The organism is Rhizocola hellebori, from assembly GCF_016862955.1.
Taxonomy (GTDB): domain Bacteria; phylum Actinomycetota; class Actinomycetes; order Mycobacteriales; family Micromonosporaceae; genus Rhizocola; species Rhizocola hellebori.
Map to the genome: position 1 here is coordinate 58108 of NZ_BONY01000022.1, position 25888 is coordinate 83995.

Annotated in this window: 26 protein-coding genes and 1 pseudogene; 7 read left to right on the forward strand and 20 right to left on the reverse strand. The window is 65.9% G+C overall.

The window, feature by feature from the left end; translation table 11 throughout:
* Position 1 precedes the first annotated feature (1 nt).
* Both Rhe02_RS19470 and Rhe02_RS19475 read right to left on the reverse strand, forming a co-directional pair.
* Positions 2–553: an isochorismatase family protein gene (locus Rhe02_RS19470; RefSeq protein WP_203909691.1), complete on the reverse strand. Its 552-nt coding sequence runs from the start codon at positions 551–553 to the stop codon at positions 2–4.
* A complete protein-coding gene (locus tag Rhe02_RS19475) occupies positions 550–1149 on the reverse strand; it encodes a mycothiol transferase (protein WP_203909692.1) in 600 nt (199 codons plus the stop codon). The genes Rhe02_RS19470 and Rhe02_RS19475 overlap by 4 nt, the downstream gene beginning before the upstream one ends.
* A 57-nt stretch (positions 1150–1206) precedes the next feature.
* On the opposite strand from Rhe02_RS19475, the gene Rhe02_RS19480 reads away from it, so the two are divergent.
* Positions 1207–2163 (forward strand): helix-turn-helix transcriptional regulator, encoded by a 957-nt coding sequence (locus tag Rhe02_RS19480; RefSeq protein ID WP_239123919.1) that lies wholly within the window; start codon positions 1207–1209, stop codon positions 2161–2163.
* Here the strand turns inward: Rhe02_RS19480 and Rhe02_RS19485 are convergent.
* The gene (locus tag Rhe02_RS19485) at positions 2153–3046 is read right to left on the reverse strand and encodes a UTP--glucose-1-phosphate uridylyltransferase (protein ID WP_203909693.1); all 894 of its coding nucleotides are present in this window, start codon (positions 3044–3046) and stop codon (positions 2153–2155) included. The genes Rhe02_RS19480 and Rhe02_RS19485 overlap by 11 nt on opposite strands.
* A gap of 612 nt (positions 3047–3658) precedes the next feature.
* The gene (locus tag Rhe02_RS19490; protein ID WP_203909694.1) at positions 3659–4507 is read right to left on the reverse strand and encodes an NAD(P)H-binding protein; all 849 of its coding nucleotides are present in this window, start codon (positions 4505–4507) and stop codon (positions 3659–3661) included.
* A gap of 111 nt (positions 4508–4618) precedes the next feature.
* Between Rhe02_RS19490 and Rhe02_RS19495 the strand changes: the two genes are divergently transcribed.
* On the forward strand, positions 4619–5245 hold the full coding sequence (locus Rhe02_RS19495; RefSeq protein ID WP_203909695.1) for a TetR/AcrR family transcriptional regulator: 627 nt from the start codon (positions 4619–4621) through the stop codon (positions 5243–5245).
* A gap of 8 nt (positions 5246–5253) precedes the next feature.
* Positions 5254–5691, forward strand: coding sequence for an acyl-CoA thioesterase (locus tag Rhe02_RS19500; RefSeq protein ID WP_203909696.1), 438 nt, complete (start codon positions 5254–5256; stop codon positions 5689–5691).
* On the opposite strand, the gene Rhe02_RS19505 is transcribed toward Rhe02_RS19500, so the two are convergent.
* The 9 genes from Rhe02_RS19505 to Rhe02_RS19545 all read right to left on the reverse strand — a co-directional run bounded on the left by Rhe02_RS19505 (position 5688) and on the right by Rhe02_RS19545 (position 14356).
* Positions 5688–5939: a hypothetical protein gene (locus Rhe02_RS19505; protein WP_203909697.1), complete on the reverse strand. Its 252-nt coding sequence runs from the start codon at positions 5937–5939 to the stop codon at positions 5688–5690. The two genes, Rhe02_RS19500 and Rhe02_RS19505, sit on opposite strands and share 4 nt — an antisense overlap.
* A gap of 1 nt (position 5940) precedes the next feature.
* The gene (locus Rhe02_RS19510) at positions 5941–6807 is read right to left on the reverse strand and encodes a diacylglycerol kinase catalytic domain-containing protein (RefSeq protein WP_239123920.1); all 867 of its coding nucleotides are present in this window, start codon (positions 6805–6807) and stop codon (positions 5941–5943) included.
* A gap of 10 nt (positions 6808–6817) precedes the next feature.
* On the reverse strand, positions 6818–7825 hold the full coding sequence (locus Rhe02_RS19515; RefSeq protein WP_203909699.1) for an SPFH domain-containing protein: 1008 nt from the start codon (positions 7823–7825) through the stop codon (positions 6818–6820).
* Between the two features lie 6 nt (positions 7826–7831).
* Positions 7832–8707, reverse strand: coding sequence for a C40 family peptidase (locus Rhe02_RS19520; protein ID WP_239123921.1), 876 nt, complete (start codon positions 8705–8707; stop codon positions 7832–7834).
* A 174-nt stretch (positions 8708–8881) separates the two neighbouring features.
* Positions 8882–9664 carry a LamG-like jellyroll fold domain-containing protein gene (locus tag Rhe02_RS19525; RefSeq protein ID WP_203909701.1) on the reverse strand — a complete coding sequence of 261 codons (783 nt, stop codon included), beginning with the start codon at positions 9662–9664 and terminating at the stop codon, positions 8882–8884.
* A gap of 33 nt (positions 9665–9697) precedes the next feature.
* Entirely contained in the window at positions 9698–10702 is a 1005-nt protein-coding gene (locus Rhe02_RS19530; RefSeq protein ID WP_203909702.1) for a hemolysin family protein, read from the reverse strand.
* The gene (locus Rhe02_RS19535) at positions 10699–12000 is read right to left on the reverse strand and encodes a hemolysin family protein (protein ID WP_239123922.1); all 1302 of its coding nucleotides are present in this window, start codon (positions 11998–12000) and stop codon (positions 10699–10701) included. Before Rhe02_RS19535 ends, Rhe02_RS19530 begins: the two co-directional genes overlap by 4 nt.
* Complete coding sequence (locus Rhe02_RS19540; protein WP_203909703.1) at positions 11997–14042, reverse strand: (Fe-S)-binding protein; 2046 nt, start codon at positions 14040–14042, stop codon at positions 11997–11999. Before Rhe02_RS19540 ends, Rhe02_RS19535 begins: the two co-directional genes overlap by 4 nt.
* Before the next feature lie 50 nt (positions 14043–14092).
* Positions 14093–14356 carry a cell division protein CrgA gene (locus tag Rhe02_RS19545; RefSeq protein WP_203909704.1) on the reverse strand — a complete coding sequence of 88 codons (264 nt, stop codon included), beginning with the start codon at positions 14354–14356 and terminating at the stop codon, positions 14093–14095.
* 115 nt (positions 14357–14471) lie between these two features.
* Between Rhe02_RS19545 and Rhe02_RS19550 the strand changes: the two genes are divergently transcribed.
* The 4 genes from Rhe02_RS19550 to Rhe02_RS19565 are packed head-to-tail and all read left to right on the forward strand — an operon-like array spanning position 14472 to position 17310.
* Positions 14472–15278 carry a DUF881 domain-containing protein gene (locus tag Rhe02_RS19550; protein WP_203909705.1) on the forward strand — a complete coding sequence of 269 codons (807 nt, stop codon included), beginning with the start codon at positions 14472–14474 and terminating at the stop codon, positions 15276–15278.
* A gap of 10 nt (positions 15279–15288) precedes the next feature.
* Positions 15289–16377, forward strand: coding sequence for a class E sortase (locus Rhe02_RS19555; protein WP_203909706.1), 1089 nt, complete (start codon positions 15289–15291; stop codon positions 16375–16377).
* Position 16378: 1 nt separating this feature from the next.
* Positions 16379–16660: a hypothetical protein gene (locus Rhe02_RS19560; protein WP_203909707.1), complete on the forward strand. Its 282-nt coding sequence runs from the start codon at positions 16379–16381 to the stop codon at positions 16658–16660.
* Positions 16661–16665: 5 nt separating this feature from the next.
* Positions 16666–17310, forward strand: a complete 645-nt coding sequence (locus Rhe02_RS19565) for an aminodeoxychorismate/anthranilate synthase component II (RefSeq protein WP_203909708.1) — start codon at positions 16666–16668, stop codon at positions 17308–17310.
* 42 nt (positions 17311–17352) lie between these two features.
* On the opposite strand, the gene pknB is transcribed toward Rhe02_RS19565, so the two are convergent.
* The 7 genes and pseudogenes from pknB to Rhe02_RS19600 form a co-directional block, all read right to left on the reverse strand.
* Positions 17353–19059 carry a Stk1 family PASTA domain-containing Ser/Thr kinase gene (pknB, locus tag Rhe02_RS19570; protein ID WP_203909709.1) on the reverse strand — a complete coding sequence of 569 codons (1707 nt, stop codon included), beginning with the start codon at positions 19057–19059 and terminating at the stop codon, positions 17353–17355.
* A complete protein-coding gene (locus Rhe02_RS19575) occupies positions 19056–20240 on the reverse strand; it encodes a serine/threonine-protein kinase (protein ID WP_203909765.1) in 1185 nt (394 codons plus the stop codon). Before Rhe02_RS19575 ends, pknB begins: the two co-directional genes overlap by 4 nt.
* Positions 20240–21742, reverse strand: a complete 1503-nt coding sequence (locus Rhe02_RS19580; protein WP_203909710.1) for a peptidoglycan D,D-transpeptidase FtsI family protein — start codon at positions 21740–21742, stop codon at positions 20240–20242. Before Rhe02_RS19580 ends, Rhe02_RS19575 begins: the two co-directional genes overlap by 1 nt.
* Positions 21742–23061, reverse strand: a complete 1320-nt coding sequence (locus Rhe02_RS19585) for an FtsW/RodA/SpoVE family cell cycle protein (protein ID WP_203909766.1) — start codon at positions 23059–23061, stop codon at positions 21742–21744. Before Rhe02_RS19585 ends, Rhe02_RS19580 begins: the two co-directional genes overlap by 1 nt.
* A gap of 48 nt (positions 23062–23109) precedes the next feature.
* A pseudogene (locus Rhe02_RS19590) lies at positions 23110–24538 on the reverse strand (PP2C family protein-serine/threonine phosphatase); the annotation flags it as partial.
* Complete coding sequence (locus Rhe02_RS19595) at positions 24535–25017, reverse strand: FHA domain-containing protein FhaB/FipA (RefSeq protein WP_203909712.1); 483 nt, start codon at positions 25015–25017, stop codon at positions 24535–24537. The pseudogene Rhe02_RS19590 and the gene Rhe02_RS19595, both read right to left, overlap by 4 nt.
* 6 nt (positions 25018–25023) lie before the next feature.
* Positions 25024–25803, reverse strand: coding sequence for an FHA domain-containing protein (locus Rhe02_RS19600; RefSeq protein ID WP_203909713.1), 780 nt, complete (start codon positions 25801–25803; stop codon positions 25024–25026).
* Positions 25804–25888: the final 85 nt, after the last annotated feature.

Sequence of the window (25888 nt, forward strand, 5' to 3'; positions counted from 1 at the left end):
ATCAGCCGAAGCTGACATCCTTGGTCTGCACCGTACCGGCGGTGCGGCCCGGCGCCTTGTGGTAAGTCCAATACAGATTGGTGTGGGCGATCACCTTGTCCGGTGTCGGGGCACCCCATTCGGATTGGTCTTCGGTGGTGTGGGCGTCGCTGACAAGGGTCGCGTCGTAGCCGCGGACGATGGCACCGTGCAGGGTCGAGCGGATGCACTCGTCGGTCTGGGCACCCGTGACGATGAGGCGGCCGATCCCCAGCTCTGACAACACCTTCTCCAAGGTGGTCTCCTCGAAGGAATCGGCATAGCTCTTGGCCACCAACGGTTCCTCGTCGCCCGGCGCCAGCTCGGGCACGATGCGCCAGTTGTCGCTGCCGCGCGCCAGATTGTCGTCGGAGTGCTGCACCCAAACAACGGGAATCTGTTCTCCCCGTGCTTTCTCGACAAGGCTGCCGATGTTGGCCACCACGGCGTCGCGCTCGTGAGCGCCTGACACCACACCAATCTGCACATCCACCACTAGAAGCGCGGTGTTGGGCCTGTTCTCCAGAATCGTCATTTTCTCCCCTTGTCGTCGTGACTTAGCCCCACCACCGCCATGGGCTGCGGCGGATCCTCGCCAACCAGGCCATCGATGGCTTCACGCAGCAGGTCGGCGTGGCCGAGGTGGCGAGCATATTCATCGTGCAGCACGACAAGAACGCGCCGCAGGTTGGGTTTCTCGCCGGAGTCGTAGGTCCACCTTGTCGGCTGGTCGAGGCCGCCGTCGGCGAGTGCTTTCGCCACCGCCTCCCGCGATCGCTGCACCGAACCCTGCCAAAGCTCATACAGGTACTCGGGCGAGTCGTCGGCGGCGGTGCGCCAGTCCCACCCCGGGTTGGCGTCGAAGTCGACGGAGTCCCAGGGCGGGCCGATCTTCGCGGTGACATGCATGGCCATGTAGCTGTCCTCGACGAGGGCGAGGTGCTTGATGAGCCCGCCCAGGGTCAGGGTCGACGGTGGGTGCCGCTTGTTGAGCGCCGCCGCGTCGAGACCGCCGGTCTTCCAGGCGAACAAAGCCCGCGAGCGTTCGAGGGCGAAGAGCAGCATCTCGACCTCATCCGGGGTCATCGGCGCATCGGCGATCGTGGTGAACGGAAGGATGTCATCGGCCATGGCGCGCATGCTATTTTCCGTTCCGGATATTCTACTTCCGGATTAATGGGAGACGCTGTGAAGCCGGATGCAAGCCCGACTGCGCGAGCGCTGATGGCGCTTGAGCTGATCCAGAGCAGCCCCGGCATCACCGCTGACCGGATCGCGGACAAACTCGACGTCTCAGAGCGGGCCGCCCGGCGATACGTCGTGATCCTTCGCGAGGCCGGCATCCCGATCCAATCGGTGCGCGGGCCCTACGGCGGCTACCGTCTCGCCCGCGGGCTGCGCCTGCCACCGCTGATGTTCAGCGCCACCGAGGCCCTCGGCCTGGTGATGGCGGTCCTCGACGGCCACCACGACGCGGGTGATCCCACCGATCCGGTCGGCAGCGCGCTCGGCAAGATCATGCGGGCGCTGCCCGAGCCGGTGGCCGCCCACGCGGAAGCTGTTCGCCGGGCCACCGCGCCGGCGCCCGACCGCGGCGCCGCCCGGCCCGATCCCGGTACCACGACCGCGCTCGTTCAAGCCTGTTCGAACCAGCGCCAGGTGCGGATCGGGTACAGGTCGGAAGCCGGGACAGAGCTGCTCATCGACGTCGACCCGTGGGCCGTCGTGGTGCGCCACGGCCGCTGGTATCTGTTGTGCCGGTCCCACCGCGCGGACGCCAAGCGGGCCTATCGCATCGACCGGGTTCACACGGTGGAGATGCTCGACGGCACCTTCGTCCCGCCCACCGAGCTCGACCCGGTCGCTGTGCTCGAGGAACACCTTGCGGTCGGCTGGGAGTTCGACACCGAGGTGGTCATCGAGGCGCCGATCGAGAAGCTGATGCGCATCCTTCCCCGCGTGGTGGGCAGGCTCGAGCCGCTCGACGCGGCGAGCACTCGTTTGGTCGGCAGCACAAGCAATCCGGTGTGGTACGCGGAGCAGCTCGCCACGATCCCGGCCCCCTACCGGATAGTCAAGTGCCGCGAGATCCAGGACGCGGCCCGCCGGCTGGGCGAGCGGCTCCTCTCCGCTGTCAGCGATTAGCCGCCTCGAAGAGCTGGCGCACCAGCGGGCCGTATTGCGGGTGTGCCAGAGCCGAGGCCATCTGCGCCACCAGATAATCGGCCGGGTTGCCGGTGTCGTACCACCGGCCCGAGATGACCTGCCCGTAAACGGAACGGGTGGCGGCGTAGGCGTTGATGGCGTCGGTCAGATAGACCTCGCCTGTGCGGTGGGTGTACCAGCGCCTGGTCTGGTCGCGCAGCTCGTCGACGATGCCGGGGGTGATCACGTAACCGCCGATCGCAGCGAACGCCGAAGGCGCATCAGCCGGTTTGGGCTTCTCCATCAGACCGCTTATCCGAAGCAGACCCGCATCGAGCTCTTCCTTGACCACCGGCACGCCGTAGCGTTGCGACTCCTGCGGGTTCATCGGCATCAGCGCCAGCACCGGGCATTTCGTGGCCTCGTAGGCGCGGATGAGCTGCTGGGCACGGGGCACCTCGGCGACAAAGACGTCGTCGGGCCACAGCACGAGCATGGGCTCGTCGCTGAAGATGCGGGCCGCGTTGAGCACGGGCGTGCCGTTCCCGTACGGCCCATGCTGATCGAGATAGGTGATGTGCCCCTGCTGGGCCAGCTCCGCGATCTCCTCGATGGCATCGGCGTACTCGGTCTTGCCGTCGGCGCGAAGCTGCTCCACCAGCGCCGGGTTCGGGCGGAAGTGGTCCTGTATCAACGACTTGCCGCCGGAGATGACGATGGTGATGTCGGTGATTCCGGAGGCGACCAGCTCCCGCACGGTGTGCTCGATCACCGGCTTGTCGCCGACGGGGAGCATCTCCTTGGGTATCGCCTTCGTCAGCGGAAGCAGACGGGAGCCAAGCCCGGCTGCAGGAATTACCGCCCTGTGGATGGTCGAAGCCATGGTTTGCTCCCAGGTCGAATTACCACGCCGCAGCGTCCCGGCACGGAACGCTACGACGCTACCAAGTCCCCTACCGAGCCGTCACCTCTCAGCTAGGGGTTGACGCGGAACAAAACGCCGACGCAGCTGCGGCAGGCCGTATTGGGCCCGCTGCAGTCTGCGGCGGGCAGCCCGCCGCCGAAGCTGGTGGGTGCTGCGAATCTTTGGCGCGGGCGGCGATGAGCTGACCGCGGCCGCGGCCGCGACCCACGACAGTCCCGAACGCTGAACCACCTCGAACCGCTCGGGTATCCCGGTGACCGCCCACATCAGTTCCGCGTGTTGTCTCGTGGTGCCCCACGTGTAAACGCATCCTGTTACTAGACTTCGAATTCCCCAGTGACGGCTGACGCCGGTGTTTGGCATACCTTGACCCCCTTGACTCCCCAGGCCGACTTGCTTGCTAGCTCGATCGTCCTACGCGCTGGGGCTATCGCCATCGCTAACGGCGATGGGCGTCAATGTTGCAAGCAAGCGGAACGGGTCCGCGCATCGCGGCGGACCCGTCCCTGTAATCCCGGGTGCGAGCCATGACGGCCCCGGGAGCCTGGCGATGGGGTAGACACCCCAGCGTCAGGAACCGGCTCGGACATGACTTGAGGACGAGTAGCGCGCGGCGTGATCGCGGACGAAGTCCTGAAGGGTCAGCGGCGGGCGGCCCGTGATCTGTTCGATGGTGGGCAGCACGGTGTAGGCCTGCGCGGGCGGATTCCCGTGTGCCATCACGAAGAACTCGATGACCTCGTCGGGCAGGCCCTGTTGACGCCAGTCGTCGCGGGCCTCCTGCTCGGAGAGCTCGAAGTACTTGATGTCGCGGCCAAGCGCGTCGGAGATGGCGGCTACCTTCTGCGGGATCGTCATCGCCTGCGGGCCGGTGAGGGTATAGGTCTTGCCGGCGTGACCGTCCTGGGTGAGCACCGCGGCGATCACCGCGCCGATGTCACTGTCGTGGACCATCGCGCTGCGCACCGAGGCGAACGGCGCCCGCACGATTCCTTCGTCGCGAATGGACTCGATCCAGTCGAATACGCCGGACATGAACTCGACAGGCTGAATGAATGTCCACTCCAGATCGCTGGCCTCAAGGGCGTTTTCGACAGTGCCCTTGTCTCCGCCACGAAGGACTGTCACCCGTTTCACGCCCGCTTTCGCGGCAAGCGAGATGATCTCCGCTCCGGTCGTCAAGGGGGTATAGCCCTCGGTACCGTCGAAATTGATCAAATGAAGCGCCGTCACCCCTTCGAGGGCGGGAATCAGCGAGTCTGGATCGCTGAGATTTCCCGCCACTACCTCGACGCCGCTTGGCAGGTCGGCCTTCTCCGGATGGCGGGACAGGGCGCGAACCTGATGTCCACTTTCGACGAGGTGCTTGACGACGTAACGGCCAACATTTCCGGTGGCTCCGGCGACGAGAATGGTCATAGCAATAACGGTAGGGGTGCTTTAGGCAAGGTCCGTTCCTAATGAAAAACGATCGTGACCACCCTCACAACTATCTTTACGACCGATCGGTCTTATTCATAGGCTGAGCGGGTGACCACAGATGGCAGGCTCGTCCGCGGCGAGCGCACCCGCACCGCGGTGCTCGACGCCGCGGTGGCTCTTGCCAGCGAGGCGGGCCTGGGCGGGCTCAGCCTCGGCCAGCTCGCCGAGCGGCTCGAGGTCTCCAAGTCCGGGCTTTTCGCGCATTGGAAGTCGAAGGAAGAGCTTCAGCTGGCGACCATCGAACATGCCCGCGGTCAGTGGGCCACCGACGTGGTCTCGCCCGCGCTGGCCCAGCCACGCGGGGTCAGGCGGCTTTTTGCCTTGCACGAGTCGCGTCTCGACTTCTACACCCGCAAAGCCCTGCCGGGCGGATGCTTCTTCGCCAATGCCAAGTTCGAGTTCATCGGCCGCAGCGGAGTGGTGCCCGACCGGCTGGCAACCGTTCACCTCGAATGGTTCGAGCTGCTGGAACGGCTGGCACGAGAGGCCGTCGAGGCGGGCGAGCTCGTGCCCGGTACCCACATAGAAGATTTGGTTTTTGAAATTGACGCCGCGGGTGTTGCGGCTTTGCTCAACTTCCGCCTGGTGGCCCGCGGGCCGCAGGAGGCTCGTCGCGTGGTGCTGCGCAGGCTTCGCGACCTGGCCACGGATCCCACCCTATTGCCAGAGGAATGAGAATCACCATGACCACACCACTGCTCGACACCTTTGGCGCCGTAAAACGGCTGGACATTCACTTCGACGACCTCGACCCGGTCGGAGTGGTGCACAATGCCCGCTACGCCATTCTTCTGGAACGCGCGATTTCGCTTTTCTGGCATGAGCACGGGATGTCGTTTGTGGACAGCCGTCCCTCGGATCCGGATATGGTTGCCGTGGTACGAGAGTTCGCCATCACCTTTCTGGCCCCGATCCGCAGCACAGGCCCGATCGATGTGCACTTCTGGCTCGACAAGCTCGGCACCTCAAGTGCGGTTTACGGATTCCGCTTCCTATCGGTCGACCACGACACGGCCTACGCCGAAGGCCGCCGCGTCATGGTGAAAATCGATCCCCAAACCGGCCAGCCATCACCCTGGAGCGAGCAGGCCAACGCCATCGGCTCCACGCTGCTGCGTTAGCCCCTGCTTTGACGTAGCTGGTCAACCCGGTGCTCACGCTCCTCCACCCAGTAGGCGTGCTTCAGGAGCACTTCGGCTACCACGGCCCCGGTGACGGCGGCTATGAAAAGCCCGAGGGCAGCAAAGCGCAGCACGAATAGCACTTTGCCTTCGCCCACGAAGGTGAAGAAGACGAAGGCCAGAAACGTGCCGATCATCGCGTATTTCCAGGCGGCGCTTTCCGCGGGATGGGGATTGGGTGGCACCATCTCACGCCTCCAAGACAAGGTTGAGGTGCTGGCGGGCTAGTGATACGCGGATGCGCTGTCCCCAGGACAGTACAAGATGATCTGACTCCACGCCGTCCGCGAAGGCGACCAGCCTTTCGCTCTCACAGGTCAGGGCCAGCTCCTCGCCCGCGCCGAGCAGACCGGCGGTCATGGTGACGCCGGTGGCCGGGCTGGGCCAGGCCTCGCGCACAAACCAGCACAGCCGCGGGTCTTCGGGAGCGGGCAGGTCTTCTTCGCGGCCGCGCTCGCCCGCGATGGAGATGCACCAACCGGTCGCGCCTGTTCCGGTGCCGACCACGACTCCCGAAGACGAGTGCCTTTCGCCGCCCTGCGGAACGGAAATCAGGTAGCGCGACGACTGGTGCGATGAGTGTCCTATGTAGACCTCGTTGAGCCCGGTCAGTTGCTGACCGTCATCGAGCGTCGCGAGCACCATCGTGCGCGACTCGGTCGATGCCCGGCCCGCGGCGACCTTCGCCAGCAAACCCTTGGGGAGCTTGCGGAAGCGGGCCAGCACTCCCGGGTTGCGGTTGGGCTCGGCGTTGACACCGACCACCGGCTGGCCGTCGAGGTACTTCGCCACGTTGGCGACGAGCCCGTCCTGCCCCACGGTGATGACTATGTCCTCCGGAGCGAACAGGAAGCGGGACAGATCGTCGCGGTCGACGTTGCCGCGCCGCCAATCCCCCGGAAGCACGGCGTTGACCGCGGCCAGCGCCTTCTGCAGAGCCACATGCCTTTCCGTGACCTCGTCGAGGGAACGGCCGCGCTGGCCCAGGAAATAGCCGGCGGCCGCCCGGGTGCCGTGGCGGATCAGCAGCTCGTCGAGCTCGCTGCGCCGCGACACCACGACGACCCTAGGAGCCAGCGTTCCCATTGCCATTGAACTTTGCCAGCAGGCCGGTCACCACATCGGGCGTCACCGTCAGCTGCCCGATCTCGGGGAGCTTGCCGGCGAATTCCTTTAGCGCCAGCGACTGCAGCACATGCTGCGGCAGATCGCGATAGGCGGCCAGGCGAGCCGACTCGGCCTCGCCTTCGGCCAGCCCAATCACCCGCACCGAGTCGGCCTTGGCCTGTGCCAGAGCGCGCTCCTGCTCGGCCTGGCCTTGCGCGCGCACCAGCTGCGCCTGGCTTTCCAGCTCGGCTTTGCGCTGCGCGTTGGCTCCGCTCTGCTCCACCAGCTGCTGCTCGCGGCGGGCCAGCTCAATCTTGTTCTGCAGCTCGTTTTCGGCGATGGCCCGCTCCTGCTCCACCGCCTGGGCACGCCGCGCAAACGTCGCTCGGTCCGCCTCGGCCTGCAGCGCCTCGCGGGTCGGGGTCTGCAGCGCCCTTTCCAGCTCGGGCTCGGGCCTGATGGCGACCACCCGGGCGCTGACCACCGTCACGCCAACGTCGGCCAGCCGCGGCTCGGCACTGAGCGCCGACGCCACCGCCTCGCGGACCGGGGCGACCGCGGTCAGCGCTTCGGCGAGTGGCTGGCGCGCCAGCAGATCCAGCGCGGGCTGCTGCGCAAGCTCGGCGAGCAGGGTCGCGATCTGGTCCAGCGGCCGGGCGCGGGCCGCACCCGAATACGGGTCTATCGAAAAGTCCAATCTGGACGCGGCGACAGCCGGATCGGCCACCCGGTACGTCACGGTGGCCTGCACCGTGACGTCCGAGTAGTCGCTGCTTCGCGCGTGGAACAGCAGAGGCAGCTCGCGGTCATCGACCGGGACCTCGCTAAGCACGGCCGTCAGTGGCCTGTACCAAAAGGCGAGGCCGACACCTTCGCGCTTGGCCTGCCCCTTCACATGATGCCGCACCCAATGGGTGGGCGTGCTGCGCAGGTGCCGCAGGAAGAAGCGACGAGAGATGTCGGCCATCGAGCCTCAGCCGCCAACTCTGCCGTAGCCCGTGATCGGGCCGGCTTTGTCGATGGAACGCATGTGCAAGGGCACCCCGGCGCGGTTGGCATGGACCATCCAGTCGACACCATCGACCTTGCCGGCATACAGCCCCACGTGGTGGATCGGCGAGTAGAAGAAGATGATGTCGCCGGGCCGAAGCTCGGACCGGGAAATCGCCTTCGTCGATGATCGCTGGGCCCGCGACTGGTGCGGCAGGTTGATGCCCACCTGTGCCCACGCCGCCTTGACCAACCCAGAACAGTCGTACGTGTTCGGGCCATCGGTGGCGAATTTGTACATCTTGCCGATCTGGCTGCAGGCAAACTCCATGACCTTGGCCGCGTCACCGCCCGGATAGCTGACCGGGCAAGGCACCGGGCGAAGCTCGCCTATGCCTGTGCCACTGCCGTAAGCCTTGAACCTCAGCTCGTCGAGCTTCTTGATCTCGTCGTCGATCAGCTTGATGCGGGCGGCCTGGTCGGCCTCGGCAGCGGCGAGTTGCGCCACGAGCAAATCGAGAGGCCTCTTTGCCTCATCGAGCTTGTTCTTGGCGACCATCACCTCTTCGATGCGCGTGTTGAAGTGCCGCGACACGTTGTCCATGGACATGAGCCGGTCGGCCATCACCGACGGGTCACCGGACTGCAGCATGGCGTTGATGCCTGCTGCCTGACCACCCTTGTACATGTAGTCGGCGTAGATTCCCGCCTTAGCCCGGGACTTGAGCACCTCCTGCTCCAGCGGTGCCAGCTGAACCGCGAGCGCTTCAGCCTTTTTCCTTTCAAGGTCGAGCTTGATTTTGACCCCGTTGTGCTCCTCGATGATCGGCTCGATTTCGTTCCACTTCTTGTCGATCATGTCTTCGTACTCTTGAGGAGACGGGTCGGCGTGGGCATGACCGGCCGTTCCTACCACCAGAGCGATCGTCGCGAGGAGGGTAAGGAGGAAGGTGCGTGCTGTGAGCGGCCTATGCCGCTTAAGATGGCTACACACAAAGAATTACATTAGGCATTCAATTAACGTGAGCGCAACTCAAGCTATTTCTACGAACACGTCATCCAGGGTTCCATGGAACTGGTCGTTATACGCACCGTGACCCTTTCCGCCTAAGCGTAGTGGCGCATTGTTCACAATGGACAATCCCACGGGCACCGGGATCGCCGCCGCCCATTGACCATCTACATAGAGCGTGAGCTGGTCATCGTTCCGCTCACAGAGCAACTGATGCCATTTGCCATCGGCTATCCCGGTGGGCGAAAGTGCCAAAAATTTGCCTTCGGGTCCGGCTACTGCGCAACTCGGGCGGCCCTCTAATCCATCTACTTGAAGTTTGAATTGGGTACCGGAATCAGCCAGCCCTTTCTGCAGAACGTTTCCGCCATCGCTTGTCTCATTCACCATCATTTGCACCGAAGCACCCCATCGCACGGCGCGGATGCCGGGGTTGAGAATGCCCGCCGGGCCGCTTTCCAGAATCGCCCGCGGGCACTCCTGCGGATCGAGATGACACCGGCCGGGGAAATGCACCGCCCAGCCATCTCCCCGCGGCATCTGGATCAGCGACCCGCCCGCCTCGACCGCTTCGACGAGCGCGAGTTGCTGCCCGCTCTCCGCCACGGGCCCGCCGAGGCCCTGCGAAAAGTCGAAGTGGATCCGCGTGCTCCAAGGCGGCGCTTGCGTCGCCTTGATCGCCACCGTCACGAGTGGAGTGGCAGCGGTGGTCAGCCTGTGATGGGTGATCGCAGCGACGCCGCCGAGCAAGCCGGCCAGCGCGGTGGCAACCAAGATCCGGCGCATGACCACTTCAACGATCAACCCTCCGCCACCGTCGCGCAGACGCGGTGGATGTTAGCCGGTCATGATGGCGGTGAGGACGTCGTCGAGGGTGAGCACGCCCAGCGGGCTGCTGCCTTCGGAGACGAGCACCATGTGCCGGCGCTCGCGGCGCATGGCAAGGAGCAGCTCGGCCAGGGAACGGTCGGGGGGAACGATCGCCAGCGGGCGGATCAGGTGGTTGGGAATGGGTTCCCGCCGGGCCGGGCCGGACTGGCCGAGCACATCCTTGACGTGCACAAACCCGAGCACCTGCCGGGTGGCCCGCTGGACCACCGGGAAGCGGGAGCGCCCGGTGCGCGTGGCCAGCACCTCCAGCGAGGCGGGGGAGGTGTCCTCGGTGACCGCGCTGACGGTGGACCAGGGGCGAAGCGCGTCCGCGGCCTTGCGCTGGTGCAACGCCAGGGCGCCCGAGATGCGCGCGTGCTCCTCCGGGTCCAGCAAACCCTCCGTGCGCGCCTGGCTGACCAGGCCCGCCAGCTCCTCGGCGGTGAAGACCGTCTTGACCGCGTCTACGGCCTCGATGCGCCAAAGCCGCAACACCTTGCGCGAGGCCCACTTCATCGCCAGCAGCAGGGGCTTGGTGGCGATGCAGAAGGCCAGCATCGGCGGTCCGAGCACGATGACGCTCTGCTCCGGCCCGGCCAGCGTGATGTTCTTCGGCACCATCTCGCCGATCACCGTGTGCAGGAAGACCACGATGCCCAGGGCGATGACGAACGCGGTCGGATGCACGGCCGAGGTCGGCAGGCCGATGAACTCGAACGGCCCGACCAGGTTGTGCGCGATCGCCGGTTCGGCGATAGCGCCCAGACCCAGCCCGCAGATGGTGATGCCGAGCTGGGCACCGGCGATCATCAGCGGGATCTCGCTCATCGCCTTCAACGCCCAGGCCGCCATCCGTGAATCGCGGGCCATCGGCTCGATGACCGTGCGCCTGGAGGCGATCAGAGCGAATTCGGCGCCCACGAAGAACGCGTTGGCGACCAGCAGGAACAGCGTGATCAGAATGGGCGTCATGTCTCGTCCTCGGCGTGTTGCACGAGCCTGACCTGTTCGATGCGGTGCCTGTCCATCTCGACCACGGTCAGCTCCCGGTCACCGAAGGTCAGCGTCTCGCCCACCTCGGGAATGTGACCGAACCGAGCCATGATGAAGCCGGCGAGCGTCTCGTAGGGACCCTCGGGAAGCCGGAAGCCGGTTTGCTCCTCCAGCTCGTCGGCCCGCAACATGCCGTCGACCAGCCAGGTCCTTTCCCCGCCCGGGACGGTCACCTCGATCGAGCCCGATTCCACCTCCGCCGCCTCGTCGTGCTCATCGGCGATCTCCCCCACCAGCTCCTCGACCAGGTCTTCTGTGGTCACTACGCCGTCGGTGCCGCCGTACTCGTCAACGACGATCGCCATGCTCGCGCCCGCGGTGCGCAGCGCGGCCCACACCCCATCGAGGTCGAGTGAGCCGGGAACAAGCACCGCTTCCCGGGCGACCGCGGCCACCTGGGTCATCGAGCGGCGAGCCGGCGGCACACCGAGCGCATCGGTCAACCCGACGACACCGGTCACCTGGTCGAGGGTCTCCTCGTACACGGGAAAGCGGCTGTGCCCGGTCTCCCTGACCACCTCGAAGAACCTCGACACCGTCGTGGTGGACGGCAGGCCGACGACATCGATGCGTGGTGTCATCGCCTCGGCGGCACGCTTCTCTCCAAACCGGACAGTCCGCTGCAGCAGCAACGCGGTGTCGCTCGGCAGGGCCCCGGCGCGCGCCGAGATCGCCGCCAACAGGCCCAGCTCCTCCGGCGATCGGGCGCTGGCCAGCTCTTCCTGCGGCTCCACCCCCAGCCGGCGCACCAGCCAGTTGGCCGAACCGTTGAGGATCTGGATGAACCACTTGAAGACCCGGGAGAAGGCCCGCATCGGGCCGGCTGTCCGCAACGCCAGCGGCATCGGCCGGGCAAGGGCGGCATTTTTGGGGACCAGTTCCCCGAACAGCATGGAGAACAGGGTCGCTATCAGAAGCGCGATCAGCTGAACCATGGCGTCGGTCAGCTGCAATGGCGCCAGCAGATCGGCCAGGGCCGGTTTGGCCAGGTACCCAGTGAGAAGCGTGGTGATGGTGATGCCCAGCTGCGCACCGGAGAGCTGGAAAGACAACTCCCGCAAGGCGATGCGCACCTTGCGCGCGGAGCGGTCGCCGCCTTCGGCCTTCGCGTTTATCTCCGCGCGGTCGACGGTCACCAATGCGAACTCGGCCGCCACGAAGAATGCTGTGCCCACGGTGAGCAGCACAAACAGCAGCAGCGGCAGCGCTGTACTCAAAGCGGCTTCACAGCCCGCAACAGAACGCTGGCCACGTCGATGACCTCAACCTCCTCGGCGCCCTTCGAACGAGTGGCGTCAGTGATCATTGTGGAACAGAAGGGGCAGCCCACAGCAATCGTTTTCGCTCCGGTCGCGAGCGCCTCCTCGGTGCGCTCCACGTTGATGCGCTTGCCGATCGTCTCTTCCATGTACATCCGGGCCCCGCCCGCACCGCAGCAGAACGAGCGCTCCTCGCGCCGCCCCATCTCGGTGATGCCCCCGCTGGCCGCGTTCAGCACCTCGCGCGGCGGGCTGAAGACCCGGTTGTGCCGGCCGAGGTAGCACGGGTCGTGATAGGTCAGGCCGCCCTCGATCGGCTGGACCGGGGTCAGCTTGCCGATCTTGACAAGGTGACTGAGCAGCTCGGTGTGGTGCACGACCTCGACGTCGAGGCCAAGCTCTTTGTATTCGTTGCCGATGGTGTTGAAGCAGTGCGGACAGGTCGCCACGATTTTCAGCGCGCCGCTTTCCTTCAGCGTCTCGACATTTTGCATCGCCAGCATCTGATACACGAACTCGTTGCCGATGCGGCGCGCCGGATCGCCTGTGCAGGTCTCGTTGTTGCCGAGGATCGCGAAGCTCACCCCTGCCTCGTTGAGCAGCGTCGCCACCGCGCGGGTGGTCTTCTTCGCCTTGTCCTCGAACGCTCCCGCGCAGCCCACCCAGAAAAGATATTCGAAGTGATCTACCTCACCCACTCTGGGAACCGGGAAGTCGAGCCCCTTGGTCCATTCCTCGCGGGTGTTGGGCGGCGCTCCCCACGGGTTGCCCTTCGACTCCAGGTTGCGCAGCATCGCCCCGGCTTCGCTGGGGAAGGAGCTTTCAATCATCACCTGGTACCGGCGCATGTCGATGATGTGGTCAACGTGCTCGATGTCGACCGGGCACTGTTCCACGCAGGCGCCACAGGTCGTGCAGGACCAAAGCACATCCGGATCGATGACCCCGAGCTCGTCGGCCCCGCCGATCAGGGGCCGCTCGGTTTCCTTGCCGCCCTGCAGCTTCGCGTAGGCGTGGTCGCGCAGCGACAACACCAGCAGCTTGGGCGACAACGGCTTGCCCGTGTTCCAGGCCGGGCACTGGGATTGGCAGCGGCCGCATTCGGTACAGGTCGAGAAGTCGAGCAGGCCCTTCCACGAGAAGTCTTCGATCTTGGCCACCCCGAAGGTGTCCTTTTCCGGGTCAGCCTCCTCGAGATCGATCGGCTTCCCGCCGGACATCATCGGCTTGAGCGCACCAAGCGCGGCCTTCCCGCTGGCGTGACGCTTGAAGAAGATGTTCGGGAAGGCCAGGAAGCGATGCCAGGCCACACCCATGGTCACGTTGAGCCCGATGACGATCGCCCACGCCATGCTCACCAAGATCTTGAGTAGGGCAACGACGGTGATGGCGTTCTCATTCGCCGGCAGGATCGCGCCGAGCGCGTGGGAGACCGGTGTGGCCCAGACCGGGAAGTCGAAGTGGCCCACCGCCACCCGCAGCCCGCGGATCAGGAAACCCAGCACCAGCACGGCAAGGATCACGTACTCGACGAAGTAGCCCTGCCACGAGGTCGAGCCGGAAAACCGCGACCAGCGCCGCCTCGTCGGCAGGTTGAGCAGGCGAATCACGATCAGCGTCAGGATCGCGGGGATCCCCAGCACGCTGAAGATCTCGGTGACCAGGCCGAAGACCACCCAGCCGTCGAGCAGAGGCAGCCCGGCCAGCGGGTCGACCACCTCGATGTAGGCGCCAAGCACTAGCGACGACAGCAGGATGAAGCTGACCATCACCACCCAGTGCGCGGCACCGACCATCGTCCACTTGAACATGCGGGTATGGCCCAGCGTCTCGCGGAGCATCGTCGCCGTGCGCTTGCCCTTGCCGTCGGAACGTGTCGGGTCAGGTTGCCCCTGGCGCACCACGGCGAACATCTGCTTTACCGCGCGCACCACAAAGTAGACAGCAACCAAAGTAACTATCGCAGCAATGATCGTGCTGACGATTTGAACTCCGCCCACGTAGACCCCTGTTACCCGCTAGTAAGGGAATGCCTGGGTCGGACGCTAGCTCATCTCCACTTGGACAGCAGAGCCAGGGAGGCCACCATCGCACCGAAGCCGACGGCCAGGTTCCAGTAGCTCCATGCCTGAACCGGATATTGCGTCTCGGACAGGTAGTAGACCACCAGCCAGCCGATGCCAAAAATAATCAGGCTGACCGCGGTGATCGGCAGCCAGATGGGGCTCGGGCGCTTGTCAGCAGCGGCCGACGACGGCAACACGTCCTTGGGCGGCGTGTAAACCTTCTTCTTACGGATCTCAGACTTCGGCACGTTGCGCTCCTGTGAGGGGCCCCCGCCCACGCGAAAGTAGGTTCGGACGTGGGCCTGAATAATGTTCGACAGCTAGCCTAGTCAAGACATCGGCTTTTGGCACGAAGGGTACGCGGTGGAGAACGCATCGGGTGGGTCAAGTTGGCGTGACGTGGTGCGCCGAGCGCTCTCGGTGCTGCGTCCCCGGCCCTTGCGCAACCGGTCGGGGTGGGCCTGGGGGGTGCCGATCATCGCCATCTGCGCCGGGTTCCTGTTCACGCTCAGCGCGAACACCGCCGCGGGCACGGTGCTGCGCGAAGACCGTCGATTGGAGCTGGGCCAGCTCATCGATAACAAGCAGCGTGACGTGGACGTGCTCACGCTGGAGGCGCAAGGTCTGCGCAGCGATGTCGACAAAGCCACCGCCGAGCTGGCCAAGACCGACGGCCCGATCGCCGAGCAGCAGGCGCGTGCCGCCTCCTACGCGCAGGCCGCCGGGTTGACTCCCCTGCGCGGGCCGGGCCTGACCGTCAAGCTGGACGATTCGCCCAAGGCCTCCGACGGTTCGGCCACAGATGGTGTCGCCCAGGACCAACTTGTCATCCACCAGCAGGATGTGCAGGCCGTCGTCAATGCGCTCTGGGCGGGCGGAGCGGAAGCCATCACCATCATGGACGTCCGGGTGATCAGCACTTCAGCGGTCAGATGTGTCGGAAACACCCTTCTTCTTCACGGCCGTCGCTACTCCCCGGTGTTCGTGATCCGCGCCATCGGTGACCCCCAGCGTCTTCGCACGGCTCTAGACTCGTCGCCTGGAGTAAGAGCGTTCGATGAGGCCGCCAGGATCTACGGCCTCACCTACTCGGTTGCCAATGAGACCGACATCCTCGCTCCCGCCTACCGTGGCTCAATTGACCTGCGGTACGCGACGGTCCCGGATTAGCAGGCAGGAAATGGGCAGACACAGCGCTTCGTCGCCGGACGACGAAACCTCGATCTTTCCGGCGATTCGGTCCTCGGCGCCGGAGCCGCCTGCTGACCCCAGCGCGACCACCATTCTTCCCGCGCTCAACGCGGACAGCACCACCATCCTGCCTCGGGTGCCACCCTCGCCCCACCCGCGCCCAGGCGGGCATCCGGGCACCGCTAAGCCCATCCCGCAGCGGGTTTCCGGGCGGGCCGTCGCCACCGACGAGACCGCGATCTTCGGGCGGATCCTGCCCGCTCCGGAGAAATCTGAGCCGATTATCGAGCCGCCGCGTGACAAGTGGTCCGGTGAGCCGTTGCCCCCTCCAGTGAAGGCGATCAAGGCGGGCGACGGCTACCGCAGCATCCACTCCGAGTTCACCCGCACCACATTGGGCTCAGTGGTGCGCGGCACGCTTCGGGGGACGGGCGAGCTGCTGATCACCTTCGGTCTGGTGATCCTGCTCTTCGCCGCGTACGAGGTTTGGGGCAAGACCGCGATCGTGGAAGCCGAACAGACCCAGCTCGCGCAGGAGCTCGATCGCGAATGGGGCGCCGATCCCACGGTGGCGCCCACCATCGGTCCCACACCGACCGCTGCTCCCACCGCGACAGCGACCAAAGGGCCGAACATGGCCAACGTGATCGCCAAGCTCTACATCCCGCGCCTGAACAAGCAGTGGGTGGTGGTTCAGGGCGTCACCCAGGCCGACATCCGCTACGCGCCGGGCCACTATCCGCGCAGCGCGATGCCCGGCGAGGACGGAAACTTCGCCGTGGCGGGCCACCGCAACCGGGCGACCTTCTGGGACCTCGATCTCCTCCAGGCCGGTGACAAGATCATCGTGGAGTCGAAGACGACCTGGTTCATCTACAAGGTGAGCACCTCGAAGGTTGTTCTGCCGAACCAGGTTGAGGTGGTCCAGCCGGTGCCGCCGGGGCAGAGCGCAGGCAAGCTGATCACGCTCACCACGTGCAATCCGAAGTTCAACAACTACCAACGCTTGATCATCCACGGCACGCTCGACGACTCGATGCCGCGAAGCGCCGGCCGGCCGGCCGAGTTGGGGGGCTGAGATGTACGCCTGGATCTGGCGCAAGCTCCCGTTTGGGTTGTGGGGCAAGCTGAGCGGCTCACTGCTGATGGCCGGCGTGATCATCGCGCTGCTCTGGTTCTACGTCTTCCCGTGGGCCGAGCCCATCCTCCCCTTCGATGACGTCCAGGTCGGAGACCCGGCAGGCGGATACAGCGACGTGTACCAGCCGACGCCGTCAGCGTCGCCCACCGAGAACCCGGAAGACCACGAAATCCTCTACCCCACCGCTGACCCATCGCCCTCAACCAGCCGAAAACGGTGAGCCCGATGAACATCCTGGTGATCGACAATTACGACTCGTTCGTCTACAACCTGGTCCAGTACCTCGGCCAGCTCGGCGCGGAGTGCACGGTCAAGCGCAACGACGAGATCACCGTGAAGGAGGCCGCCAAGCTCGGCGGCGACGGCATTCTGCTCTCCCCCGGGCCGGGCACCCCCGAGTCGGCTGGGATCTGCATAGACGTGATCTCCAAGCTCCAGGGCCGGGTGCCGATCTTCGGGGTCTGCCTGGGTCACCAGGCCTTCGGCGTCGCCTTCGGCGCCACCGTCAACCGGGCCCCCGAGTTGTTGCACGGCAAGACCTCTCAGGTCAGCCACGATGGCGCCGGGGTCCTGGCCGGGCTGCCCAGCCCTTTCACGGCCACCCGCTACCACTCCCTGGCCGTCGTCGCGGAAACCCTCCCCGACGAGATCGAAATCACCGGCCGGACAGAGTCGGGCGTGGTCATGGCCATGCGCCACCGCACCCTGCCGATCGAGGGCGTCCAGTTCCACCCCGAGTCGGTGCTGACCCAGGGCGGTCACCTCATGCTCGCCAACTGGCTGGCGCAGTGCGGCATGCCAGCGGCCCTGGACAGAGCCCCGGAGCTTGTCGCCGAAGTCGAATCCCGCCGCCTGGCCGCCTTCGCATAAAGAAACTCGGGGAGATCTCGCGATCTCCCCGAGTGCCAATGCTTACGGGCCTGCAGTTGCTGTGGGCGTGACCGGTGGTGGGCCTTGGCCGATGAAGATGGTCACCGTGGTCTTGTCCGCCGGCTTAGCACCTTCGCCCGTGGTCGGGTCCTGCCGGACCACCTTGCCGATGTTGGAGCTGCCGGCCGCGAAGGTCTCGCCTGCCTTGATGTCGACCTTGAACCCGGCCGCCTCAAGCTCCGCCTTAGCCGTCAGCTCGGGCTTGCCGAGCACGTTGGGCACGGGCTTCATGTTGCCCTTGGAAATGTTAATGATGATCTTGGTGTTCTCGGCGACCCCGGTGCCCGCGGGCGGGTTGGTCGACAGCACCTGGCCCAGCGTCGCGGGCTCGCCGTCGACCTCGACGAACTCGGCGACCAGTTTCACCTCGGTCATCTTGGCCTGAGCCGCGGGCTTGTTGAAGCCGACCAGGTTAGGAACCTGCGTGGTGGCGACGCCGCCGCAGACGACGAAGGTCACCTCCTTGCCCTCACCGAGCTGCGCGCCCGACTTGGGGGTCTGGTCGACGACCTTGTCCTTGGTGCAGTCGCCGAACCTCGGGACCCCCGCCAACGGGGTGAGGTTGACACTTCGCAGCTTCGCCTCGGCCTCGGGCTGCGTCATGCCGAGCAGGCTGGGCACCGAGATGTCGTCCGGGGGCTTGTTGGCCAGGATCAGGCCCACCGTGAGCGCGACCGCGGCGAGCACCCCGAGCGTGGAGAGGGCCGCGATAGCCCACCCGGAGGCCTTGCGCCTGCGGGCATCGCCCACCCGCGCCGGCGTGGTGCGGCCGGTGCCTGCTCGGGCCGGAGAGTTGAGCTGGGCGGTCTCCTCCTCGCGCATCAGCGGCGTGGCGAGCACGGGCCTTCCGGCCGCGGCCCGCAACACGTCGGCACGCATCTCGGCGGACGACTGATAGCGGTTGATCGGGTTCTTGGCGAGCGCCTTGAGCACCACCGAGTCGATATCGGGAGTGACCTCGCGGTTGGAATCGCTCGGTGGGCGCGGGTCCTCCCGCACGTGCTGGTAGGCCACGGCCACGGGCGAGTCGCCGACGAACGGCGGGTGCCCGCAGAGCAGCTCGAAAAGCACACATCCGGCGGCGTAGACGTCAGAACGGGCGTCGACCGCCTCGCCGCGCGCCTGCTCAGGCGAAAGGTATTGCGCCGTGCCGATGACGGCCGAGGTTTGGGTCATCGTCGTCGCACCCGACGCGAGCGCCCGCGCAATGCCGAAGTCCATGACCTTGACCTGGCCATTGGGGGTCAGCATGACGTTGCCGGGCTTGATGTCGCGGTGGATGATGCCATGCCGGTGGCTGAACTCCAGCGCGGCACAGATATCGGCGGTCATCTCCAGCGCCCGGCGGGGCATGATCCTGCCCTCGGCGGCAAGGACCTCTTTGAGCGTGCGGCCCGCCACGAACTCCATCACGATGTAGGGCAGCACCTCGCCGGTCGCGGCCCTTTCCTCGCCCGTGTCGTAGACGGCGACGATCGCCGGGTGGTTGAGCGCGGCTGCGTTCTGCGCCTCCCGGCGGAAGCGCATCTGGAAGGTGTTGTCGCGAGCAAGGTCCGTGCGCAGCATCTTGATCGCAACATCGCGACCTAGGCGCAGGTCACGGCCTCGGTGTACTTCTGCCATGCCGCCGTAGCCGAGCAGCTCGCCGACTTGGTACCTGCCCCCTAGCAGGCGGGCCTGCGCGTTCATCGCGTAAGTCGTCCTTCGGTTATGTAGTTCAAAGAGGTCGCTGTCTCATGTGCCGCTGATATGACCCTATTCGGCGGCTCCAGGCCGTTTCTTCCTCGGTTCTTATTCGCTTGGTACCCAAGGTAAGCCGTGCAGATCAGCACGGTCACCATGGCGAGCAGCAACCAGATAATCATTAGTGCGCTTCTTCCCGTGGGCTGGCGTTGCTGCTGCACCACAGGAGGAGCAGGGTAGACCACTGTCGGCGGTTTGGGGACCGCAGCGGCTCCACGCTGGAACGGAACGGTTCCCTTGACCGCCGCCTTCGGCTGCTGCTGCACGACGACGGTGGGCGGAGCGGGCGCGGTGACGGTCGCCCCGACGGTGGCCATCTGCGTGCCCGCCCGGCGGGCAGCGGTCGCGAACTGCTCGGCCGAGCCCCATCGTGCGGCCGGGTCCTTGGCCATCGCGCGCTCGACGACCTGCCGGATCGGCATCGGCACATCATCGGGCAGCGGCCGGGCCACCCCGTTGACGTGCTTCATCGCGATCTCGAGCGGGGTTTCGCCCTCGAACGGCCGATGGCCGGAAAGGCATTGGTAGGCAACGACTCCGAGTGAGTACACATCGGAGGCAGCGGTGGCCGGGATCCCCGAGGCCTGCTCGGGGGCGAGGTAGGAGGCTGTGCCGAGCACCGCGCCGGTCGCCGTCAGCTGGGCGGCCGCCGCCGACCTGGCGATGCCGAAGTCGGTGAGCACCAGCGTGCCGTTGGGCCGGACCAGAAGGTTGCCCGGCTTCACGTCGCGGTGCACCACGCCCTTCTCATGCGCCGCGTGCAGGGCCTCCGCGGTCTGCGCCACCAGAGACATGGTGCGTGCGGGGGTGAGCCGGCCCACCCGGTTAAGGGTGCTGGAGAGCGTCTCGCCCTCGATGTACTCCATGATCAGATAAGCCACCTGATCGTGACCGAAGTCATAGATGCGCACCACCCCTGGGTGGTTGATGGTCGCCATCGTGCGCGCCTCGGTGCGAAAGCGCTCGACGAAACCGCGCTCCTCCAGAAGCGCCAGCAACATGATCTTTATGGCCACAGTGCGGCCGAGCACCTCGTCAGTTCCACGCCACACATCGCCCATGCCGCCGCTGGCGATGCGCTCGTCGAGACGGTAGCGCCCGCTCAGCAGCACACCGGAAGTGACCATCACTTTCCCGTCTTGTCAGCGATCACACCACGCATAACCTGTCCCGCAATTCGGGCGGCCTCGCTGCTGCCGCCCTTCCCGGCATTCTCCAGGAACACTGCGACAGCCGCCACCGGCTGACCATCCTTGAGCGCGAAGCCGACAAACCAGCCGTGCGTCTCTTCACCCTCGCCACCCTCGGCAGTTCCGGTCTTACCGCCTACCTGATAGCCCTCGATCTTGGCCCGGGTGCCCGTGCCGTCCTCGACCACGCTGGTCATCATCTGCTGCAATTGCGTTGCCACAGAAGGACTGCAGGAGCGGCGTAACGGTTTGGGATCAGCTACGTAAAAGTTCGTCGTCAGGTCCGGCCCGACCAGCTGCTGGACCAGATGCGGCTGCATCTGCTGACCGCCGTTGGCCACCGCGGCCGCGATCATCGCTCCTTCGAGTGGTGTCATGCTGACGCTCGCCTGGCCGATGGAGGACAGCGCGATGGTCGGCTGGTCATCGCCGCCGGAACCCGTCACCAGCTGGCCAAGCACGCTCTGCGCCACCGGCACGCCGCGATCGCCGAGCCGGCCCACGCTGAGGTTCTGGTCGTAGAAACCGAACCTGGTGGCCACGTCGACGATCTTCTTCGAACCCAGCTCCACACCCAACCGGGCGAAAGCGGTGTTGCACGAGACGGTCAGCGCCCGAATCAGCGTGATGGACTCCGGGCAGACGACGCCCGTCGAGTTGGGGATCTTGTGGGTCGTCCCCGGGGCCTGGTAGGTCGCGCCACCCGTGACCTCGGTGGCCGGCTGGCGGCCCTCCTCGAGCGCGGCGGCCGACATGAGCACCTTCATCACCGAGCCGGGCTCGTTGATCTCCGAGATGGCCCTGTTCAGCAGCGGCTTCTCCGGATCTTCCAGGAGCGCCTTGTAGGCGGCCTGAGCCGCCTCGGTGTCGTGGTTCACCAGCACGTTCGGGTCGAAGCTCGGCATGGAGACGAGCGCCTTCACCGCGCCGGTGGCCGGGTCTAGCGCCACCACCGCTCCGCGCTTGGCACCCACCTTGTTCTTCGTGAGCTCGTTGAAGGCGCGCTCCTGCGCGGTCGGCGAGATGGTCAGCAGCACGTTGCCGCCCGCCGTCTGCTCGCCGGTGAACAGATCCCGGAACCGGTCGCCGAACAGCTTGTCCGACTCGCCGGCCAGGAAGTCGTTCTCGGTGTACTCGACCCCGGTGGAACCGATGTTGACCGGCTTGTAGCCGATGATGTGCGCGTACTGCTCCTTGAGCGGATAGCTGCGCAGGTATTTGAGGTCGTCGTCGGTCGCCGTGCTGATCGCCAGCTGGGTGCCGCCGGCCATCATGATCACGCCACGCTGCCGCTTGTACTCGGCCAGCTTGACCCGGCCGTTGTAGGGGCTGCTGCGATATTCATCGGCCTTGTAGGCCTGAACCCAGTTGAGGTTGGCGAAAAGCAGCCCGAACAGGACCATGATCACCACACCCACCTTGCGCAGTGGGGCATTCATTACTTCCGCACACCTCCCATCGATGCCGGGGTGCGCGCCGCATCGGAGATGCGCAACAGCACAGCCACCAGGAGCCAGTTCGCCACCAGCGAGGAGCCACCGGCGGATAGGAATGGCGTGGTCTGCCCCGTAAGCGGGATCAGCTTGCTCACTCCCCCGATGATGACGAAGACCTGCAACCCCAGGGTGAACGCGAGACCGCCGGCGAGCAGCTTGCCGAACGAGTCCCGAACGGTCAGCGCGGCACGGAAGCCGCGCTCCACCACGAGCAGATAGAGCACCAGAAGCGCGGTCAGCCCGAACAGGCCGACCTCCTCGCCCATGCCGGCGAAGATGAAGTCGTTACGCACCTCGGGCACCTGAAGCGGATTGCCCGCACCCGGACCTGTCCCAAACATGCCACCGGTGCCCAGACCCAACAGGGACTGGGTGAGCTGATATCCGCTCTTGTACGGCTCGTCGAACGGATTCAGCCACACATCGACCCGGTTGCCGAAGCTGGCGAAGGGGCCGCCGGCCGTCTCGGCGAGAACATAGGCCAGGGCCGCGCCACCGAAGAACAGCAGCAGACCGATGATCAGCCAGCTCACCCGCTCGGTCGCGACATAAAGCGTCACCACGAACATGCCGAAGTACAGCAGCGAAGTGCCGAGGTCCTTCTCGAACACGAGCACGAGCAGACTCAGCGCCCACACCACGAGAACCGGGCCGAGGTCGCGGCCGCGCGGAAAGTCGATGCCCAGGAACCGGCGGCTCGCCAGCGCGAGGACCTCGCGCTTGCGTACCAGGTAATAGGCAAAGAAAACCAGCAGAGACAGCTTGGCGAACTCACCAGGCTGGATCGCGAACAAGCTGCCGAACTTGATCCAAAGCTTGGCGCCGTTGACTTCCGAGATGCTCCCCGGCAACAGCGCCGGCAACAGCACCAGCACGATCCCAGCCAGGCCGAGTGTCCACGCGTATTTCGAGATCTCGCGATGGTCCCGGACGAACCAGAGCACCACCGCCGCCCCGAAGACCGCGATCAGCGTCCACAGCAACTGGCGCCCGCCGTCCCCGGCGAAGACCGTGAGGTCGGCGCGATCGGGCACCTCCGCCCGGCCCAGGTCGAGACGGCGCAGGAACGCCACGCCCAGACCGTTGAGCAACGCGACGGCCGGCATCAACACCGGGTCGGCGAACGGTGCCCGCAACCGGATCACGACATGCAGTGCCAGGAACACCGCAGCCAGCACCCCCGCCGGCGCCCAGAAGTCGGACGAGACGGTCTCCAGCATGTTCGCCTCGACCGCCGCGAGATAGGCGGCAACCAGCAGCATGCCAAGCAACAGCAGCCACAGCTCCGTCCGCCGGGCCGCGCGGGCGGCTTCGGGCAGCGCCCTCGTCGACGGCTTGATGATGGGCGTGGCGGCAATCGGTGTGGGGGGCGTGGTCACTGTCAGTTCACCTCTGCTCGGCCTAGTTGGACCGGCAGGGCACCGGCGTTGGCAGCACCGCCGGCTCCGTCGATGCGGCGGTCGGTGATGGGTCAGGAGCTGGGCTGGACGTCTGGCCTGGGTTGGGCGTCGGCGAGGCCGGGCAGCGTGGAAGCAGGTTCACGTTGGCCGGGTCGTCGCGTACCAGCTCGTTGAGCCGGGCTTGGGCGTCGGCCAGGCTGTCCGCAGCGATCCCCTTGCGCACCTGGTCCTGGGCAACCGTGGTCAGCTCTCCGAGCGTGACCGAGCTGACCTCTTGGACTTCGGAGAGGCTGAAGCCGGCGAGCTGCCCGGGGACGCCGCTGAAGATCGCGACCTGACCGCCATCGGTGGCGCCGATGTAGAACTGCGACTGGCTCCACATCCACAGGCCATAGAGCCCGCCGCCGAGCAGGCCGACGAGGATCACCAGAATCACGGTAGCGCGGACCGGATGGCGCTTGGGTCGCCGAGGCTCGTCGGAGGGAGCCGACTCCGGGCTTGCCGCGCGCGGCGGCGACAGGGCCGAGGCACGTGCCGCCGGGGTCGACTCGACGTCGACGTTGTTGTGAGCCCGTTCCCGGCTGGCGGCGCCGCCGACGACCGGTGCCTGCTCGACGATGTTGTCGTCGGAGGCGTCGGCCACGATGATCGTGATGTTGTCGGGTCCACCGCCGCGCAGCGCCAGCGCCAGGAGGCGCTCGACGCATTGCTGTGGGTCCACGTACTCGCGCATGGTCTGCGCGATGGTGTCCGCGCTGACCACACTGGACAGACCGTCGGAGCAGATCAGGTAGCGGTCGCCGGGAAGCACCTGGCGTACCGAGAACTCCGGCTCGGCGTCGCGGCCGTCCATCGCTTTGGTGATCAGTGACCGCTGCGGGTGGACGGTCGCCTCCTCCGCGGTGATGCGCCCCTCGTCCACCAGGATCTGCACGTACGTGTCGTCCTTGGTGATCTGAGTGAAGTCGCCATCGCGGAGCATGTAGGCGCGGGAGTCTCCAATGTGGACCATGCACATCTTGCTGCCGGAGAAGAGCATGCCGGTCAAGGTGCTGCCCATGCCGTCGAGCCGGGGGTTGGCGTCGACGGTGTCGCGTAGCTGCTGGTTGGCCGAGCCAACCGCGCCGCGCCAAGCATCAATGAGGTTGTCGGGGGCGACGTCCTCGTCCAGTGGGGCGATGGCCGAGATGACGATATTGCTGGCGACGTCACCGGCGGCCATGCCGCCCATGCCGTCGGCGACGGCGAGCAGGCGAGGCCCGGCGTAGACCGAGTCCTGGTTGCCTTCCCGGATAAGACCGCGGTCGCTGCGGGCCGCATAACGAAGTATCAGTGTCATGGCCGTAACTCGAGGGAAGTGCGGCCGATCCTGATCGGCACGCCAAGGGGGACGGGGGTGGGACCGCTGACCTTGGAGCGGTCCAGATAGGTGCCGTTGGTGGAGCCTAGGTCTTCCAGTACCCACTGCCCGTCACGCGGCACGAGCCGAGCGTGCCGCGCAGACGCATAATCATCGGTGATCACGAGGGTCGAGTCCTCGGCTCTGCCGATGGTTATTGGCGCTTCACCCAGTGTGATCTTGGTCCCCGCGAGCGCCCCGGCCGTGACCACGAGCTGGTGAGCTGCTCGGCCCTTTTTCACCTTTGCGGGCCGAGCATTTCCCGCCGCCACATTCACCCCTCGGGGAGTGGCGACCAGCCGGCCCGCACGCGAGCCGGCGAAGAGGTCCCGGCGGATCACGCCGACCACCGTGAATACGAAGATCCACAGTAGGACGAGAAATCCGAACCGGGCAGCGGCGAGAACGATCTCAGGCAAGGGCCGTCAGCCGTCCACCCGGAACGTCAGCGTCGTCGTCCCGAGTTGGATCATGTCGCCGGGGTTCAAGGCGACTGCGGAGACGCGCTGGCCGTTCACCATTGTTCCGTTAGTCGAACCAAGATCTGTCAAGATCACCTGAGCCCCGTCGAAGTCGAGTCGGGCGTGCCTGCGGGAGATGCCCACATCGGGCAGGCGCATGTTGGCTTGATCACCACGGCCGATCACGGTCTGGCCAATGGCCAGCGGATACGTGCGGCCGTCGCCGGAGACCAAGCGGACGTTGCGCCCAGCGCCCGATCCGGGCGGCGCCATCTGAGGCGGGCCCTGCTGGGGGTACTGCGGGGGATAGTTGGGTTGCTGGTCGAACGGCTGCTGAGGCTGATCGGCCGTGTAGACCTCAGCGGACACGCGGAACATCCCCGTGTCCAAACCGTCTCCACGCTCGATCTCCACTATGACGTCGCCGTAGACAGTCCACGCTTGCTCACCGATGAACTCGGCTTGCGATTGCGCCAACTCCTGCGCCAACGCCGCAGCGTAAGGCGCTAACCGACTGTGATCATAGGGTGAGAGATCGATCACATAGCGGTTAGGCACCAGCGTTCGGCCACCCACCAGGATGGCTTTGTGCGCCTCAGCTTCCCGCTGCATGGCGTTCAGGATCTCCACAGGGTGCACGACACCCTTGAACACCTTGGCAAAGGCGCCCTCTACAAGGCCTTCCAGGCGTTTCTCAAAGCGTTGCAACACGCTCACCGGCTCCTCCTCGGGTTCCGAGGACATGATGCTATCTGCCCTCAACACCCTGCGTCTGCGCCAAGCCCCCCGCTGCAGTGGAGGACACGTTCAGCACCTATGACTGTCGTGC

What these genes read in the sequence shown, in the direction of transcription:
- Rhe02_RS19490 (WP_203909694.1), bottom strand. Translation starts at nt 4,507, where the DNA reads ATGACCATTCTCGTCGCCGGAGCCACCGGAAATGTTGGCCGTTACGTC.
- Rhe02_RS19475 (WP_203909692.1), bottom strand. Translation starts at nt 1,149, where the DNA reads ATGGCCGATGACATCCTTCCGTTCACCACGATCGCCGATGCGCCGATG.
- Rhe02_RS19515 (WP_203909699.1), bottom strand. Translation starts at nt 7,825, where the DNA reads ATGGCCGACATCTCTCGTCGCTTCTTCCTGCGGCACCTGCGCAGCACG.
- Rhe02_RS19530 (WP_203909702.1), bottom strand. Translation starts at nt 10,702, where the DNA reads ATGACGCCCATTCTGATCACGCTGTTCCTGCTGGTCGCCAACGCGTTC.
- Rhe02_RS19580 (WP_203909710.1), bottom strand. Translation starts at nt 21,742, where the DNA reads ATGAATGCCCCACTGCGCAAGGTGGGTGTGGTGATCATGGTCCTGTTC.
- Rhe02_RS19505 (WP_203909697.1), bottom strand. Translation starts at nt 5,939, where the DNA reads ATGGTGCCACCCAATCCCCATCCCGCGGAAAGCGCCGCCTGGAAATAC.
- Rhe02_RS19520 (WP_239123921.1), bottom strand. Translation starts at nt 8,707, where the DNA reads ATGATCGACAAGAAGTGGAACGAAATCGAGCCGATCATCGAGGAGCAC.
- Rhe02_RS19600 (WP_203909713.1), bottom strand. Translation starts at nt 25,803, where the DNA reads ATGTCCTCGGAACCCGAGGAGGAGCCGGTGAGCGTGTTGCAACGCTTT.
- pknB (WP_203909709.1), bottom strand. Translation starts at nt 19,059, where the DNA reads ATGAACGCGCAGGCCCGCCTGCTAGGGGGCAGGTACCAAGTCGGCGAG.
- Rhe02_RS19500 (WP_203909696.1), top strand. Translation starts at nt 5,254, where the DNA reads ATGACCACACCACTGCTCGACACCTTTGGCGCCGTAAAACGGCTGGAC.
- Rhe02_RS19585 (WP_203909766.1), bottom strand. Translation starts at nt 23,061, where the DNA reads ATGCTGCTGGTTGCCGCCTATCTCGCGGCGGTCGAGGCGAACATGCTG.
- Rhe02_RS19470 (WP_203909691.1), bottom strand. Translation starts at nt 553, where the DNA reads ATGACGATTCTGGAGAACAGGCCCAACACCGCGCTTCTAGTGGTGGAT.
- Rhe02_RS19575 (WP_203909765.1), bottom strand. Translation starts at nt 20,240, where the DNA reads ATGGTCACTTCCGGTGTGCTGCTGAGCGGGCGCTACCGTCTCGACGAG.
- Rhe02_RS19565 (WP_203909708.1), top strand. Translation starts at nt 16,666, where the DNA reads ATGAACATCCTGGTGATCGACAATTACGACTCGTTCGTCTACAACCTG.
- Rhe02_RS19485 (WP_203909693.1), bottom strand. Translation starts at nt 3,046, where the DNA reads ATGGCTTCGACCATCCACAGGGCGGTAATTCCTGCAGCCGGGCTTGGC.
- Rhe02_RS19560 (WP_203909707.1), top strand. Translation starts at nt 16,379, where the DNA reads ATGTACGCCTGGATCTGGCGCAAGCTCCCGTTTGGGTTGTGGGGCAAG.
- Rhe02_RS19555 (WP_203909706.1), top strand. Translation starts at nt 15,289, where the DNA reads ATGGGCAGACACAGCGCTTCGTCGCCGGACGACGAAACCTCGATCTTT.